At 33.6% G+C, this 15,011-nt stretch carries 16 protein-coding genes and 1 tRNA gene; 6 read left to right on the forward strand and 11 right to left on the reverse strand.

Annotation, left to right across the window (positions count from 1 at the left end; all coding sequences use genetic code 11):
- Positions 1–91: 91 nt before the first annotated feature.
- The 5 genes from ribH to BC961_RS11200 all read left to right on the forward strand — a co-directional run bounded on the left by ribH (position 92) and on the right by BC961_RS11200 (position 5,443).
- Entirely contained in the window at positions 92–667 is a 576-nt protein-coding gene (gene ribH / locus BC961_RS11180; protein WP_121925940.1) for a 6,7-dimethyl-8-ribityllumazine synthase, read from the forward strand.
- 165 nt (positions 668–832) lie between these two features.
- Positions 833–2,674, forward strand: coding sequence for a DNA mismatch repair endonuclease MutL (gene mutL / locus BC961_RS11185; RefSeq protein WP_121925941.1), 1,842 nt, complete (start codon positions 833–835; stop codon positions 2,672–2,674).
- On the forward strand, positions 2,671–3,417 hold the full coding sequence (locus BC961_RS11190; RefSeq protein WP_121925942.1) for a rhomboid family intramembrane serine protease: 747 nt from the start codon (positions 2,671–2,673) through the stop codon (positions 3,415–3,417). The genes mutL and BC961_RS11190 overlap by 4 nt, the downstream gene beginning before the upstream one ends.
- A gap of 20 nt (positions 3,418–3,437) precedes the next feature.
- Positions 3,438–4,307, forward strand: coding sequence for a rhomboid family intramembrane serine protease (locus BC961_RS11195; RefSeq protein ID WP_121925943.1), 870 nt, complete (start codon positions 3,438–3,440; stop codon positions 4,305–4,307).
- An 89-nt stretch (positions 4,308–4,396) separates the two neighbouring features.
- On the forward strand, positions 4,397–5,443 hold the full coding sequence (locus BC961_RS11200) for an endonuclease/exonuclease/phosphatase family protein (RefSeq protein WP_121925944.1): 1,047 nt from the start codon (positions 4,397–4,399) through the stop codon (positions 5,441–5,443).
- Positions 5,444–5,611: 168 nt separating this feature from the next.
- Here BC961_RS11200 and BC961_RS11205 read toward each other — a convergent pair whose 3' ends face one another.
- From BC961_RS11205 to BC961_RS11250, 10 genes are all read right to left on the reverse strand, one after another.
- Positions 5,612–6,238 (reverse strand): WbqC family protein, encoded by a 627-nt coding sequence (locus BC961_RS11205; RefSeq protein WP_121925945.1) that lies wholly within the window; start codon positions 6,236–6,238, stop codon positions 5,612–5,614.
- Between the two features lie 75 nt (positions 6,239–6,313).
- Positions 6,314–7,867 (reverse strand): signal peptidase I, encoded by a 1,554-nt coding sequence (lepB, locus tag BC961_RS11210; protein WP_121925946.1) that lies wholly within the window; start codon positions 7,865–7,867, stop codon positions 6,314–6,316.
- Positions 7,868–7,976: 109 nt separating this feature from the next.
- On the reverse strand, positions 7,977–8,675 hold the full coding sequence (gene dapB, locus BC961_RS11215) for a 4-hydroxy-tetrahydrodipicolinate reductase (protein ID WP_121925947.1): 699 nt from the start codon (positions 8,673–8,675) through the stop codon (positions 7,977–7,979).
- 248 nt (positions 8,676–8,923) lie between these two features.
- The gene (locus tag BC961_RS11220; RefSeq protein ID WP_121925948.1) at positions 8,924–9,484 is read right to left on the reverse strand and encodes a DUF5683 domain-containing protein; all 561 of its coding nucleotides are present in this window, start codon (positions 9,482–9,484) and stop codon (positions 8,924–8,926) included.
- A complete protein-coding gene (locus tag BC961_RS11225; RefSeq protein WP_121925949.1) occupies positions 9,484–10,383 on the reverse strand; it encodes a ParB/RepB/Spo0J family partition protein in 900 nt (299 codons plus the stop codon). The genes BC961_RS11220 and BC961_RS11225 overlap by 1 nt, the downstream gene beginning before the upstream one ends.
- A 4-nt stretch (positions 10,384–10,387) precedes the next feature.
- Complete coding sequence (locus BC961_RS11230) at positions 10,388–11,155, reverse strand: ParA family protein (RefSeq protein WP_121925950.1); 768 nt, start codon at positions 11,153–11,155, stop codon at positions 10,388–10,390.
- Positions 11,156–11,791: 636 nt separating this feature from the next.
- Positions 11,792–12,040: a GIY-YIG nuclease family protein gene (locus tag BC961_RS11235; protein WP_245980899.1), complete on the reverse strand. Its 249-nt coding sequence runs from the start codon at positions 12,038–12,040 to the stop codon at positions 11,792–11,794.
- Between the two features lie 159 nt (positions 12,041–12,199).
- Positions 12,200–12,409, reverse strand: a complete 210-nt coding sequence (locus BC961_RS11240; RefSeq protein ID WP_245980900.1) for a GIY-YIG nuclease family protein — start codon at positions 12,407–12,409, stop codon at positions 12,200–12,202.
- A 120-nt stretch (positions 12,410–12,529) separates the two neighbouring features.
- A complete protein-coding gene (locus BC961_RS11245) occupies positions 12,530–12,778 on the reverse strand; it encodes a GIY-YIG nuclease family protein (protein WP_245980903.1) in 249 nt (82 codons plus the stop codon).
- A gap of 47 nt (positions 12,779–12,825) precedes the next feature.
- Positions 12,826–12,900, reverse strand: a tRNA-Pro gene (locus tag BC961_RS11250).
- Positions 12,901–13,059: 159 nt separating this feature from the next.
- On the opposite strand from BC961_RS11250, the gene trxB reads away from it, so the two are divergent.
- Positions 13,060–14,007: a thioredoxin-disulfide reductase gene (gene trxB / locus BC961_RS11255; RefSeq protein WP_121925954.1), complete on the forward strand. Its 948-nt coding sequence runs from the start codon at positions 13,060–13,062 to the stop codon at positions 14,005–14,007.
- A gap of 164 nt (positions 14,008–14,171) precedes the next feature.
- On the opposite strand, the gene BC961_RS11260 is transcribed toward trxB, so the two are convergent.
- On the reverse strand, positions 14,172–15,005 hold the full coding sequence (locus BC961_RS11260; RefSeq protein WP_121925955.1) for a GIN domain-containing protein: 834 nt from the start codon (positions 15,003–15,005) through the stop codon (positions 14,172–14,174).
- Positions 15,006–15,011 lie beyond the last annotated feature (6 nt).

Consider the following 15,011-nt stretch of genomic DNA (forward strand, 5'->3'; position numbering starts at 1 on the left):
GTACTAGTTAGTTGGATTTTTTCTAAATAACTTGTAATTTCTAACCTTCTCTTGTATCTTTAACTTTTAAATTCTAAAATCTAATCTCAAGATGGCTACTGTAAATAAAAATTTATCAGAGTACGATAAAAGCTCACTCCCAAACGCAAAAGATTTCCGATTTGGAATTGTAGTAGCGGAGTGGAATGAAAATATAACCGAAGGACTTTGTAAAGGTGCAATCGAAGCACTTTTAGAAAACCAAGTTCCAGCACACCAAATTATTCGATGGAATGTTCCTGGTAGTTTCGAATTAATCTATGGTTCGAAGAAAATGTTACAAACTCAGAACGTTGATGCCGTTATTGCAATAGGATGTGTAATTCAGGGTCAAACAAAGCATTTTGATTTCGTTTGCGAAGGAGTAACACAAGGAATTAAAGATTTGAATGTTCAAACAGATATTCCCGTTATTTTTTGTGTCCTAACAGACAATACGATGCAACAATCGATTGATAGAAGTGGTGGAGTACATGGTAACAAAGGCACAGAGGCAGCAATAGCTGCTATTAAAATGGCTTTTATCCGTCAACAAGCTTCATTAACTCATCAAATAGACAATCAGCACTTATTGTCGTCTGGTGCTTTACAAATTGAGGAAGCGGCACCCTTAGAATTAAAAGAATAAATCGTAAAAAAGTCAATAAGATATTGAACCTATACTGTTTTAAATAGTATAGGTTTTTTGTTTTATTTATGACTAAACAAGCTACTATTCCGGCAGGAAATTCATTAAATTTGCATTCCTTGATTTCAAAAAATAAAATCAAAAACTTTAAATCTAAATTCTTTAATGTCAAGTATTATTCAATTACTTCCTGATCATGTTGCGAATCAAATTGCTGCTGGAGAGGTAGTTCAAAGACCTGCCTCGGTAGTTAAAGAACTTCTTGAAAATGCAGTTGATGCTAGGGCGACAGATATCAAGTTAATTATAAAAGACGCTGGAAAAGCGTTGGTGCAAGTTATCGACAATGGTTTAGGAATGAGTGTGACTGATGCTCGTTTATGTTTTGAACGTCATGCAACCTCTAAAATACGTCAAGCCGAAGATTTATTTTCATTACATACTAAAGGTTTTCGTGGAGAGGCTTTAGCTTCTATTGCTGCGATTGCCCATGTGGAAATGAAAACCAAGCAAGATCAAGAAGAGTTAGGAACGCACCTTGTTGTGGAAGGAAGTAAATTTATTTCGCAAGAAGTAGCAGTTTTACCTAAAGGAACTTCGTTTGCCGTAAAAAATCTATTTTTTAATATTCCTGCACGTCGCAATTTTCTAAAGTCAGATACCGTTGAGTACCGACACGTAGTTGATGAATTTCAACGCGTAGCATTGGCACACCCAAAAATACATTTTACGTTCTATCATAACGGTAGCGAAATGTTTAATTTGCCTCCTGCGACTCTACGTCAGAGAATTGTCAATGTGTTTTCAGGTAAAACTAATGAAAAACTAATACCTGTTCAAGAGGAAACCGATATCATTACAATTGAAGGATTTGTTAGCAAACCGGAATTTGCTAAAAAAAGCAGAGGAGAACAGTTTTTCTTTGTTAATGATCGCTTTATAAAAAGTGGTTATTTACATCATGCAGTTATGGCCGCTTATGATGGGATTTTGAAAGATGGTACGCAGCCTAGTTATTTTTTAAATTTAACTTTGCCTCCACATACAATTGATATTAATATTCATCCAACTAAAACAGAAATTAAGTTTGATGATGAGCAAGCTTTATATGCTATTTTGAGAGCGTCGATTAAGCATGGTTTAGGTCAATTTAACGTCTCGCCTGTTTTAGACTTCGATCGTGATTCAAATTTAGATACGCCTTACCATTACAAAGATTTAGATGGTGCTACTCCAACTATTCAAGTAGACGGTAGTTTTAATCCGTTCTCTGAAGAAAAACCTAGCAAGCAATTTTCAACGTATAGAAAGCAAGAATCCACAGCAAACTGGGAGAGTTTATATGTAGGGCTAAAGCAAGAACCGCAGGAAATTGATCATCTCACTTTTGAAAATGAAGAAATGACCTCTTCTTTATTTCATGATGAAGAGATTGAGCAGTCTGTTCATAAAACCTATCAAATTCATAAAAAGTATATTATATCTTCGATAAAGTCAGGGATGGTGATTGTAGACCAGCAGCGTGCACATCAGCGTGTTTTATACGAGCAATTTCTTATCAATATGACTGTTCATCAAGCGTCTAGTCAGCAGTTGCTTTTTCCATTAAATTTATTTTACTCCACAAGTGAAATGGAGTTAATCGCTGGATTACAACTTTCGTTGATGAATACTGGATTTGTTTTTGAAGAGAACAATAAAGATCATATTGTAATTTCAGGTATTCCAGTTAATGTCACTGAGAGTGAAGTTTCCATTATTTTTGAGCAATTATTAAGTGATTTACAAGATGGAATCCCCGAAAGTAGTTTTAGTCAAAATGATACGATTGCCAAGTCAATGGCTAAAAGTTTAGCTGTAAAAACTGGAACGCACTTAACAGAAAAAGAACAGGAAAATTTAGTAAATGGTCTCTTTGCTTGTAAAGATCCAAATGTTTCCCCATTTCAAAAACCCACTTTCATCACAATGCGTGTGGAAGATTTAGATAAAAAATTTATAATATGAGAAACGTAACTGAAACCGTTAAACAATTAATTATTATTAACGTATTGTTTTTTGTGGGCACTTTAGCTTTAGGTGATGTAGCCTATAAATATTTAGCTTTATATTTTCCTGAAAATCCTAGTTTTGAATTGTGGCAAATAATTTCGCATATGTTTATGCACGGTGGTTATATGCATATTTTCTTTAATATGTTTGCCTTATATTCTTTTGGTTCAGCGTTAGAAAGCATTTGGGGAAGCAAAAAGTTTCTATTTTTCTATATCTCCTGTGGATTGGGTGCGGCTTTAATGCACACTGGCGTGAATTATTATTTTTTCCAAGATGGCTTGAGCACACTTCTAGCGAATGGATTCCAAAAACTAGATATTCTACAGCTTCTAAATGAAGGTAAAATTAATACAGGTTGGCAAGAAGTTTTAACGACTTCTGAGTTTAAAAATTTCACTAGTGCTTACTTAGGAACAGCGGTAGGAGCATCAGGTGCTATTTATGGAACTATAGTTGCTTTTGCCTTCATGTTTCCTAACGCAGAACTTGCTTTGATGTTTATTCCTGTGCCAATTAAAGCTAAATATTTTGTTCCCGGAATAGTTCTAGTCGATTTATATTTAGGAATCTCTGGTCAATCTATTTTTGGCGGTGGAGGAATTGCCCATTTTGCTCACGTTGGTGGTGCCTTGTTTGGATTTATTATAATGTGGTACTGGAAGAAAAATCAGTTCAACCAAAATCGCTGGAATTAATTCTAAAATTTAATTAGGTAATGAATATAATTGACGACTTAAAATTGCAGTATAAAGCAGGAGGAATAGTTATTAAACTAATTTTCTGGAACGCTGGGTTATTTATAATTCCTTGGCTTGTTTTTACGCTTTTGTCATTTGTAGGATTGAATATTGATTATATGCAATTTGTGAGTTTGTCTTCAAATCCTGAAAATTTGGTTTGGAAGCCATGGTCGCTTTTTACCTATGCTTTTTTTCACGCTGGAATTATGCATATTCTTTTCAATTTGATTGTTTTGAATTTTGCAGGTCGGTTGTTTATGACTTACTTCACAGGTAAGCAATTACTAGGTTTGTATTTGTTAAGTGCTATTTTTGCAGGGATTGTATATGTTTTAGTCTTTTATGTTTTAAATATTAGCGCACCTATCGTTGGTGCTTCAGCAGCTATTATGGCAATTTTAGTAGCAACAGCTACGTATCATCCTTTAATGGAACTTCGTTTATTTATTATAGGCAATGTTAAGTTATGGCATGTTACTGCTTTCATTATAATTGTTGATTTAATGCAATTGCGATCTGAAAATATGGGAGGACATATATCGCATCTTGCAGGAGCTTTTTTTGGATTTATCTTCATAAAATTGCTACAAAATGGAACCGATTTAAGTAAAATCGTAACTGCAGTCTTAGATTTTTTCGTAAATATATTTCGAAAGAAGGAGGGAACTCCTTTTAAGAAAGTACATAAGAATTATAGCAAACCAATTGGGAAGCCCACTTCTAAAATAATCACCAAAGATAAGTCACAACAACAAATTGATGAAATTCTGGATAAAATTAGTCAGTCTGGGTACGACAGTCTTACTAAGGAAGAAAAAGAATTCTTGTTTAAAGTTGGTAAATAGCTCGTCTAGTCCAAACAATTGTTGGAAATTGCGCTTGTAAACTTTTATAGCTAGTTTTATGTATTCTTAAAATCAAAAAAATATACGAAATGAAAAATTTGTCATGGTTTAATAAAGGAATGTTTTTTTTTAATATTGTCCTTACTCTTGTGACTTTCATTGCTTATGTTCTACCATTCTTAGCGCCAAAATCTTTTCCTCTGTTATCGGTTTTGACATTGTTTATGCCGCTATTTTTCGTTTTAAACGCTATGTTTTTTATTTACTGGGCATTTCAATTTAAAAAACAATTGATTGTATCCGGCTTAGTTTTACTGCTAGGAATAACTTTTATTAATAAGTTCTATAAATTTTCTACTCCTCCATTTTCTGTCGAAGAGAAAGATTTTACAGTAATGAGTTATAACGTGCGCTTGTTGAATGTTTTTAAATGGATAGATAGAGATGACGTCCCAGCTGATATTTTGGGTTTTATAAATGATAAAAACCCTGATATTTTGTGCATTCAGGAATATGCTGCTTCCGCTAAGATTGATTTAAAAGTTTATCCACATCGTTATATTTTTACGACCGGAAATCAGATAAAAACGGGACAAGCCATATTTTCCAAATTCCCTATAATTGATCAAGGAAATATTGTTTTTCCAAACTCTAATAATAATGTCGTTTTTGCAGATATCAAAAAAGGAAAGGATATTATCCGTGTTTATAATATGCACTTGCAATCAATCAAAATCTCTCCTGACGTCAATGAAATTGATGAAAATATAGATGTTATTAATCAGCAAAAATCACAGAAACTTTTTAGACGGATTAGCAAAGCTTTTAAACAACAGCAGCAACAAGCAGAAATCTTTAGAGAGCATAAAAACGAATGCAAGTATCCCATTATTATTTGTGGAGACATGAATAATAGTGCTTTCTCGTACGTTTACAGAAGTATTAAAGGGAAGATGAAAGATGCATTCGAAGAAGCAGGAACGGGCTTTGGTGCAACTTATAAATTTAGATATTATCCGGCGAGAATTGACTACATATTTGCTGATGATAAAATGACAGTTAAAAGTTTTGAAAGCTTTCCTGATTTTGTCAATTCAGATCATTTTCCTATAATGACTCGGTTATCGTACGAATAAATATGTTGTTAATTTCAATACTTTTTTGCGTGAGGGATTGAAGTGAAGCTCTTTTTATTGGAGTGATGTTTATCACTTTAATAAAAAAGCGGGAACAAAAAGCCCGACCCAAATTTGTGAGGAGGAATGACGAAGCAATATTTAGGGTCACGCCTAAATAAAATTTGCCTATTTTATAATTAAGGTTTGCTCTTTTAAATAGTCCATCGCGTATTTACCTTCATTAAAAAGCAAATCTAAAACACTCAGATTATTTATAAAACCATATTTATCATCAAATACTTGAGTGTAATTTTGAAATGTGGAATTGTCTTTTTTTCCTTCTACTAAATTTCGTAAATCAATAACAGAATTATCCCCGATTTCATGAAAGTATTCGAGAGTTTTGCCAAAGTCTACTTTCATTCGCATGCATTTTAGCACAATTTCAAGTACCTCAAAATTGAGGTCAAGTAGGAATATATACTTTCGATCAAAAATGGGACGAAGGTCATCTTCAAAAAATTCGAAAAACGGCGAACTTCTATATGCGGTTTCTAAAGATTTAAAATGCTGTTTTTGCCAATCAAATTCTGGCTCAATTTTAATATCCTTAGTTTTTTGTCTGTTTTCTTTCGAATGTTTTATGGGAATATTTAATAGCTGAATTCCATTAGGACTGTAAATGTAGGTGCGGTTGCGATTAGTTTGCTTTTGGAAATTATCCTCTACTTCAAAAGTTACATTTTCAGATTGCGCTATAGCCACAAAATGACTTATTGATGGGAAATAGGTAGGGTGCAATAGCGTATTCATTTTTTTATTAAATTTTAAAGTTTAAAGTTCGAGGAAATAATTTGAGTTACTGCCTCAAACTTTAAATTCTAGTAACTAAACTTTAGACTCTTTTCGTTTTTTCCAAAAGTATTCTCCAACGAAGAAAATTACTAATCCAAGAAGAAATAGCTTAAAATAAGATTGTGGTTGACCTTCGCCGCTCACCGTAGTGAACACTCTGTCCCAACGTATTTTATTTATTCCTTTACCATTTGGATCAATACTTAGCCAAATAAAAACTGGTTTACCTACAATATGATTTTCAGGGACGAATCCCCAATAACGACTGTCCTCAGAGTTGTGACGATTATCTCCCATCATCCAGTAATAATTTTGAGCAAAAGTATAACTATTTACTACCTCACCGTTAATTCTAATTTCTGATCCGGTAACTTTCAATTCATTATTCTCGTAATCAGTTATTATCGCTTTATACAATGGTAATGTTTCCATTGTTAAAGCCACCGTTTTTCCTTGTTGAGGGACATATATTGGACCATAATTATCTTTATTCCACTTATTAATATGAGGAAAAACGCCGTTATCAGCAGTTTTAGATATTTGTCTTACAACGGCTGTAATGCCAGGTGTGTTTTCGAATTTTAAAGCTCCAGCTTCAGTTAACGCACTTAAAATTAGTGTGTCTCTTTTAGTGTCATCAGTAAAAAATGCCGGATCTGTGATGTCTAAATCTTTAAACAAATATTCTAAATTCACAGGAGTTTTTCCGTCAAAAGCAATTTTATATGAAAATTGTGGTTTTGCACGCTCTGGTAATTGCAATATTTTACCATCTATATATACAATTCCATCTTTGATTGATAGACTGTCACCAGGAATTCCAACACATCTTTTAACATAATTTGACTTTTTATCTACAGGTTTGTAAGCGCGTCTTTTTGATGTGTCAAAAAATTTGTAAACGGTATCGACAGGCCAGTTAAAAACTACAATATCAGTGCGGTCAATATTTTGAATTCCGGGCAATCTCATGTAAGGAAGTTGCGGATAGGTCAAATAAGATTTTAATTTTGTCAATGGAATCGAGTCGTGGACCATTGGCAAAGCAATAGTTGTCATAGGAACACGCGCTCCATAATTCATTTTACTCACAAATAAAAAGTCACCAACAAGTAATGATTTTTCAAGTGAAGAAGTTGGTATAGTATACGGCTGAATTAAATAAGTATGTACTATTGTAGCAACAATAACTGCAAACAGTAGGGAACTGATTGTGTCAGCTGTTTTGCTTTGAGGTGTTAGACTTCTATCTGCTATATATTCTAATTTTTGAGTATAGTTTACATAATAAATGTAAAAGCCAAGCGTAGCGATTCCTAAGAAGGTATCTAAGGCAGATCTTTTTCCAAAACTGCGTAAGGTTTCAACCCAAACTACTGGAAAAATGATTAAATTTATTATCGGAAGGAATAATAAAATAGTCCACCAAGTAGGTCGTTTTATAATCTTCATTAAAACAATCGCGTTGTAGACAGGTACAGCTGCTTCCCAACGTTTTCTTCCTGCACTTTCATATAGTTTCCATGTTCCTAAAAAATGTACGATTTGAACAAGTAGAAAAAATATAAACCACTGATATACTGACATAATATGCTATTTTGATTTTGATATTTGCCAATCTTATTATTTTGGCAGTCTTTTCTTTTATTAATTTATTCTTGGATTTAGAAACTCTAATTTCTGTTCTAAATCGTTTTTAAAGCTCGAGTACGTCTTTCATTGTGAAAACACCTTCTTTGCCCACAATCCATTCAGCAGCAATTACGGCACCAAGAGCAAAACCCTCACGATTGTGCGCGGTATGCTTGATTTCTATTGCATCAACAGCTGAATTGTACGTTACGCTGTGTGTACCTGGTACAGTACCTATTCTTTTGGTTTCGATATGTATTTCATTTGCAGTTGCGTTTTCCAAAGTCCATTCATTGTATGAGCTATTTTCAATAATACCTTTTGCAAGTGAAATCGCAGTTCCGCTGGGCGCGTCAAGTTTTTGAGTGTGATGAATTTCTTCCATTCCAACGGAGTAGGAATCAAATTTAGACATGATTTTTGCTAAATACTCATTGATTTCAAAAAATATATTTACTCCTAAGCTAAAATTAGAACTAGATATAAACGCCCCTTTTTTATCGGTACACAATTGAACCATTTCTTCGTAATCCTCTAACCATCCTGTTGTACCTGAAATTACTGGCACATTAGCGTGAAAACAACTTGAGATGTTTGAAACTGCCGCAGATGGAACACTAAAATCGATAGCGACGTCAGCATTAGAAAGACCTTCGAAGGTGTTGTTTTCGTCTTTTTTCAAAACGATTTCATGACCTCTTTCAATCGCAATTCTTTCAATCACTTGTCCCATTTTTCCGTATCCTAAAAGCGCAATTTTCATTCTTTTATTTTTTTTAATTTTTGTGTAATTTGATATGACTTAAAGTAAAAACGCTTTAAAGATTCCATTATAATATTCGAACAAAAATTATTCATTCAAAACTTTTTCAATCTTCAGTAATTAAAATAATTTACTACTGTAATTAAAACTAAATCTACTTTCATTAAAAATTATAACTTTCTAATTTTATTCAGAAATTTAATAACGGACATAATTTCTATTACTAATCCATCTTTATAAGCACTAAACTAAAAGCTATAGTTAAGCGTTAGTCCCACATTTGTTTTGAATGTTACATCGTTAGGATAAAGTACTGGTCTTACTGATAAATTCTCATCAACATTAAATTGGATTAAAGCCGCGTCTACGTTTGCGTCAATAATGTTCAGAGCATAAAAAGCAATTGTAACTAAGGCTGATAAATCACGATTTCTTTGATAGAACTTTTGCCCAGCGATTAATCTATTGTTGTCTAGAAAAGCCAAGTCATCCGTCACATAGCCCTCAAGTCTACTCTTGTAAGCATCTCTATACTGATGGTATTTTTTATTATTATCCACATAAAAATAGATACTTGTTCCTAAAGCCCCGTAAACTAAAGGTATTTTCCAATATTTCTTATTATATGCTTGTCCAAGACCAGGTAATACCGCTGAAAAAAACGCAGCTTTGGCAGGAGTCAATGGATCAATATCTTTAGACTTTAATGTGTCTTTAGCAACTAGAACTCCCTCGGTCTTCGCTTGAGCAAAAACAGTTGCGGTTCCAGTTGTAAGAAAGAATAGAACTATGAATATAATCTTACTCACTACTCGTTAATTAATTTAATGATTCTGTTGAAGTCTTCTTCAGAATGGAATGGAATTGTAATTTTTCCTTTGCCATTTCCAGCGACTTTTACATCCACTTTTGTGCCAAAGTAATTTGTAAACTTACTTTTTTGAGATTCGCCTATTTCAAATGAAGCAGCTTTTGTTTTACTTACTGGCTTTGGTTTTAAGCTTTCTTGGTAATTTTTAACAAGTGCTTCTGTGTCGCGAACCGAAAGATTTTGACTAACAATTTTTTGATAGATATCAGTTTGTATGTCTTGGTCTTCAATGTTTATAATTGCACGACCGTGACCCATACTGATAAAACCGTCGCGAATCCCTGTTTGAATAATTGGATCTAGTTTTAAAAGGCGTAAATAATTTGCAATTGTAGATCGTTTTTTACCAACACGCTCACTCATTTGCTCCTGTGTCAATTGAATTTCGTCAATCAATCGCTGGTATGAAAGTGCAATCTCGATAGGATCTAAATCATGACGCTGAATGTTTTCCACAAGTGCCATTACGAGCGACTCATTGTCATTAGCAATTCTGATGTATGCGGGAACGGTTTTTAATCCAACTAAAGTTGAAGCACGAAGACGTCGTTCACCAGAGATTAATTGGTATTTATTAAAATCTAATTTTCTAACAGTAATAGGTTGGATTACACCTAATTCCTTGATCGAAGTAGCTAACTCTCTCAATGATTCCTCATTGAAATTACTTCTAGGTTGAAATGGATTTATTTCAATAGCTTCAATTTCAAGCTCAATAATATTACCTACAACTTTATCTGCATTTTTATCATCTACAGATTTGATATCGTTTTCAGGATCTTTTAGTAATGCCGATAAACCTCTTCCTAAGGCTTGTTTTTTTATTGCTTTTGCCATAAAACTATTTGCTGTTTTTCTTGATAACTTCCTGAGCTAAGTGGAGGTAATTAGTTGCGCCTTTGCTAGTTGCATCATAATTGATAATGCTTTCGCCAAAACTTGGTGCTTCGCTTAATTTCACATTTCTTTGAATAATTGTGTCAAAAACCATATCGTTAAAATGCTTTTGAACCTCTTCAACCACTTGATTCGATAAACGTAATCTAGAGTCAAACATGGTTAAAAGTAATCCTTCAATATCTAAGTCTGGATTGTGTATTTTTTGGATACTTTTTATCGTATTTAATAATTTTCCTAAACCTTCTAAGGCAAAATATTCACATTGAATTGGAATAATAACGGAATCGGCTGCAGTAAGAGCATTCAATGTTAATAGTCCTAGTGATGGTGCACAATCAATAATGATAAAGTCATAGTCATCTTTCACGCTTTCTAATGCTTGTTTAAGCATATATTCACGATTTTCTTTATCGACTAATTCTATTTCAATGGCAACAAGATCGATATGTGAAGGAATAACATCAACGTTTATAGCGGAACATTTGATTATAGCCTCTTTAGGAGTGTTACTATGTTCCAGAATTTGATACGTACCAATGACAACAGACTCAACGTCAATTCCCAATCCAGAACTGGCATTTGCCTGTGGATCAGCATCAATAAGAAGTACTTTTTTTTCTAAAACGCCTAATGAAGCGGCAAGATTAACTGATGTTGTAGTCTTTCCAACGCCTCCTTTTTGATTAGCAATCGCAATGATTTTGCCCATTTATTTTTGTAAATTTTGAACCGTAAAAATACAATTATTTATGGTTTCTAAAAATCTATTTTGCAAACATTTCTTAATGTCTGATTCCTTGCTGATTGATGATTTTTAATTCTATCGACGATTAATTTTTAAAGGAGCTATTCCAGCTATACACTTCAAGTTCTCGCGCTGATTCCTGTTTTTTCTAAAGCCTTAAAAGGAGCTCGCTCCGGTCGCTCTTTTCTGTCAAGAAAAAATGGAATGTGATCGAAGCTTTTCGCTACGATCTGGGCTAGGAATTGAGTGATAATTCTAAGTACTTTAGTATTTTGGAGTTTTTATGACTCTCGAACATAGATTCAATCAGAAATACCAAAATTCAGGTTTGTCTAAATCTTTAAACATAATGTAGTTAACTAATAAGAAGACTTATACTATAGATTAAATGCATGTAATTGCTATGGATTAAAAGTATGTAAAGATTGCACAGAAATCAGAAAGTATCTTCGCTGCGTCTCAAGTTCAAGTTTTAGGTCTAAAAATAGGGGTACAAAAAAAGCCGAACATTGCTGTTCGGCTTTTTGTCGGGGTGGCAGGATTCGAACCTGCGGCCTTCCCGCCATTGCGGGACGCTGTAGCTGAGTTTTTGGTTGAACTTTATAATAATCTAATATCTTCTAAATATCTTTTGGCTCCTCTTTTTTTAATTTTTGTTTCTAATTTCACTGCTTGAGAACGATCAACCAATTCAATTTTATAAATTAATTCCCAAGGTTTTCCATATTTCGTTGATAGACTCAAACCAGCGTTATGTCTATATAATCTGTTTTCTAGATTATCTGTTTGCCCAGTGTAGAATTTTAAAGAAGTATTACTAAAAAGGATATAAACCACATACATATGCATTAAATTATCATTACAAAAAAAGCCGAACATTGCTGTTCGGCTTTTTGTCGGGGTGGCAAGATTCGAACCTGCGGCCTTCCCGCCATTGCGGGACGCAATAGGTGAGTGTTACGTTGAATTTTATAAGAATTTAATATCTTCTAAATATCTTTTAGCTCCTCATTTTTTAATTTTAGTTTCTAATTGCACCGCGTGCGAACGATCAACCAATCCAATTTTATAAATTAGTTCCCAAGGTTTTCCATATTTAGTTGATAGACTCAAACCAGCGTTATGTCTGTGTAATCTGTTTTCTAGATTATCAGTTTGCCTTGTGTAGAATTTTAAAGAAGTTCTACTAAAAAGGATATAAACCACATACATATGCATTAAATTATCATTACAAAAAAAGCCGAACATTGCTGTTCGGCTTTTTGTCGGGGTGGCAGGATTCGAACCCTTGGTCTTCCCGCCATTGCGGGACGCAATGGGTGGGTGTTTCGTTGAATTTTATAAGAATTTAATATCTTCTAAATATCTTTTAGCTCCTCTTTTTTTAATTTTACTTTCTAATTGCAAGGCGTGCGAACGATCAACCAATTCAATTTTATAAATTAATTCCCAAGGTTTTCCATATTTAGTTGATAGACTCAAACCAGCGTTATGTCTGTGTAATCTGTTTTCTAGATTATCAGTTTGCCCTGTGTAGAATTTTAAAGAAGTTCTACTAAAAAGGATATAAACCACATACATATGCATTAAATTATCATTACAAAAAAAGCCGAACATTGCTGTTCGGCTTTTTGTCGGGGTGGCAGGATTCGAACCTGCGGCCTCCTGCTCCCAAAGCAGGCGCGATAACCGAGCTACGCTACACCCCGTAATCGGGTGCAAATGTAAAACTTTTTTTTTGTTTCACAAGGAATAATACTAAATTGATTGTGATTATTTGAAAATAGCTAAATGTGATTGTTTTTTGAGCTTAATTTTTAATAAAAAACATACATTTGCAGCACTAAAAATTATAATACAATCGTACTATGTCTGATACAATCGAAAAATTAAAATGTCTTATTATAGGTTCTGGTCCCGCAGGTTATACTGCTGCAATTTATGCTGCTAGAGCTAACATGTTTCCGGTTTTATATCAAGGAATGCAACCTGGAGGCCAACTAACCACAACCAATGAAGTGGAGAACTGGCCAGGTAATCCTGAAGGAATAACTGGACCTGAAATGATGGTTGGACTTCAAGCACAAGCAGAGCGTTTTGGTACTGATGTGCGTGACGGTTGGGCTACCAAAGTTGATTTTTCAGGAGATATTTTTAAAGTATGGATTAATGGAGAGAAAGAATTACACTGTGAATCAGTAATTATTTCGACAGGAGCTTCAGCTAAATATTTAGGTTTACCTTCTGAACAACATTACTTGAAAATGGGTGGTGGTGTTTCTGCTTGTGCAGTTTGCGATGGCTTTTTCTACAGAAATCAAGAAGTAGTAATTGTAGGTGCAGGAGATTCAGCATGTGAAGAAGCACATTATTTATCTAAGCTTTGTAAAAAAGTAACGATGCTAGTGCGTAGTGAAAAATTTAGAGCTTCTAAAATTATGGAAGCGCGTGTTCGTAAAACGGAAAATATTACGATCTTAATGAATCACGATACGATTGAAGTTTTAGGAGACGAGCAAGTAGTAACAGGTGTAAAAGCTTTAAATAAAACTACTAACGAAACTTTTGAGATTCCAGCAACTGGTTTCTTCGTAGCTATTGGGCACAAACCAAATACAGATATTTTTAAAGAATATATTTCACTGGATGAAACAGGTTATATTATTAATACTCCTGGAAGCTCGAAAACTAATGTAGAAGGTGTATTTGTAGCAGGAGATGCTGCAGATCACGTTTATCGTCAGGCGATTACCGCTGCAGGTACTGGTTGTATGGCTGCTCTAGATGCTGAAAGATATTTAGCTGCAAAGGAGTAATCTTCATATCATATAAGTAAATAAAAAGTCCCAATTTTTTAAAATTGGGACTTTTTATTTATAGCTAATCTTCATTTACGTAGATATTTGGAATGAGTTTAAGATATTCAAATTAAAGTAAATATAACTTCGATCCTAATTTTAACCTCTTTGTAAAAGAGGCTCTATTTCAGCTTCTTGATCAATTTAGCTTCATCAGCAAATTTGCGCATCTCTATTTTAGGATTACCTAAAAGTTGGATTTCTGATTTATTAGTAGCGTCGATTATTACCTCTTTTTCGACAAATAAGCTACAGTTGGTATAACTTTCGGTTTTTATTTCAGCGTTTTTTGTGACAAATTTGTTAGCGGTCAACGCTGAGTTATTATCAAGTCTCACTAATGTGCTTGTTGCATTTCCTTCTATTGAAGCAGTTGTTTTTTGATATTGATCTATTTTTAAAATAGAAGTACTGATTAACGCTTTTAAAGTTGCGTTTTTATTTAATTCAACTGTAGTATTATCTGATTTTAGATTGAGCTCTGTTTTCGTTTTGTCGCCTGCTTGAAGTAAAAAATCTTTGGTATTAGCATTAACAAATAATTTCGAGGCATCTTGCGCCTTTATAGTTACTGAGTTCAATAATAGTTCTTGAATTGCATTAATTGAAGACTCATTTTTTGAAGTAATTAGGTTTAAATTATCAGTATAAGTGACTCTTACAATCATTTTTTTGTAATTGCTAGCATGTTTAGTAGTGAAAATTCGTAATGTATTATCATATTGATCAATCGAAATAATATCCTGTAAATTTTCGTCGGCTTCAATTTTTAATTCTGCTCGTTCGCCTCTTTCTAAGTGAATTTCAAGATTGTCCTCCACAATAAGAGCAGTAAATTTATTTATTTCTCTACGCTCTGTGGTTACTGTTTTTGACCCTTTTATTTTTTCCTTCTTTTGTGCGAAAGTTAGCGTTGTAAAAAAAACGAGTAGGAGTATGGTGCTGTATTTTTTCATGATAAT

It is taken from the genome of Flavobacterium weaverense, from assembly GCF_003688495.1.
GTDB lineage: Bacteria > Bacteroidota > Bacteroidia > Flavobacteriales > Flavobacteriaceae > Flavobacterium > Flavobacterium weaverense.

Bases quoted from the DNA above. Each gene is read 5' to 3' on its own strand.
- BC961_RS11195 (WP_121925943.1), top strand. From the start codon at position 3,438: ATGAATATAATTGACGACTTAAAATTGCAGTATAAAGCAGGAGGAATA.
- BC961_RS11235 (WP_245980899.1), bottom strand. From the start codon at position 12,040: ATGCATATGTATGTGGTTTATATCCTTTTTAGTAATACTTCTTTAAAA.
- BC961_RS11205 (WP_121925945.1), bottom strand. From the start codon at position 6,238: ATGAATACGCTATTGCACCCTACCTATTTCCCATCAATAAGTCATTTT.
- BC961_RS11200 (WP_121925944.1), top strand. From the start codon at position 4,397: ATGAAAAATTTGTCATGGTTTAATAAAGGAATGTTTTTTTTTAATATT.
- ribH (WP_121925940.1), top strand. From the start codon at position 92: ATGGCTACTGTAAATAAAAATTTATCAGAGTACGATAAAAGCTCACTC.
- dapB (WP_121925947.1), bottom strand. From the start codon at position 8,675: ATGAAAATTGCGCTTTTAGGATACGGAAAAATGGGACAAGTGATTGAA.
- BC961_RS11240 (WP_245980900.1), bottom strand. From the start codon at position 12,409: ATGCATATGTATGTGGTTTATATCCTTTTTAGTAGAACTTCTTTAAAA.
- BC961_RS11230 (WP_121925950.1), bottom strand. From the start codon at position 11,155: ATGGGCAAAATCATTGCGATTGCTAATCAAAAAGGAGGCGTTGGAAAG.
- BC961_RS11190 (WP_121925942.1), top strand. From the start codon at position 2,671: ATGAGAAACGTAACTGAAACCGTTAAACAATTAATTATTATTAACGTA.
- BC961_RS11225 (WP_121925949.1), bottom strand. From the start codon at position 10,383: ATGGCAAAAGCAATAAAAAAACAAGCCTTAGGAAGAGGTTTATCGGCA.
- lepB (WP_121925946.1), bottom strand. From the start codon at position 7,867: ATGTCAGTATATCAGTGGTTTATATTTTTTCTACTTGTTCAAATCGTA.
- trxB (WP_121925954.1), top strand. From the start codon at position 13,060: ATGTCTGATACAATCGAAAAATTAAAATGTCTTATTATAGGTTCTGGT.
- BC961_RS11260 (WP_121925955.1), bottom strand. From the start codon at position 15,005: ATGAAAAAATACAGCACCATACTCCTACTCGTTTTTTTTACAACGCTA.
- mutL (WP_121925941.1), top strand. From the start codon at position 833: ATGTCAAGTATTATTCAATTACTTCCTGATCATGTTGCGAATCAAATT.
- BC961_RS11245 (WP_245980903.1), bottom strand. From the start codon at position 12,778: ATGCATATGTATGTGGTTTATATCCTTTTTAGTAGAACTTCTTTAAAA.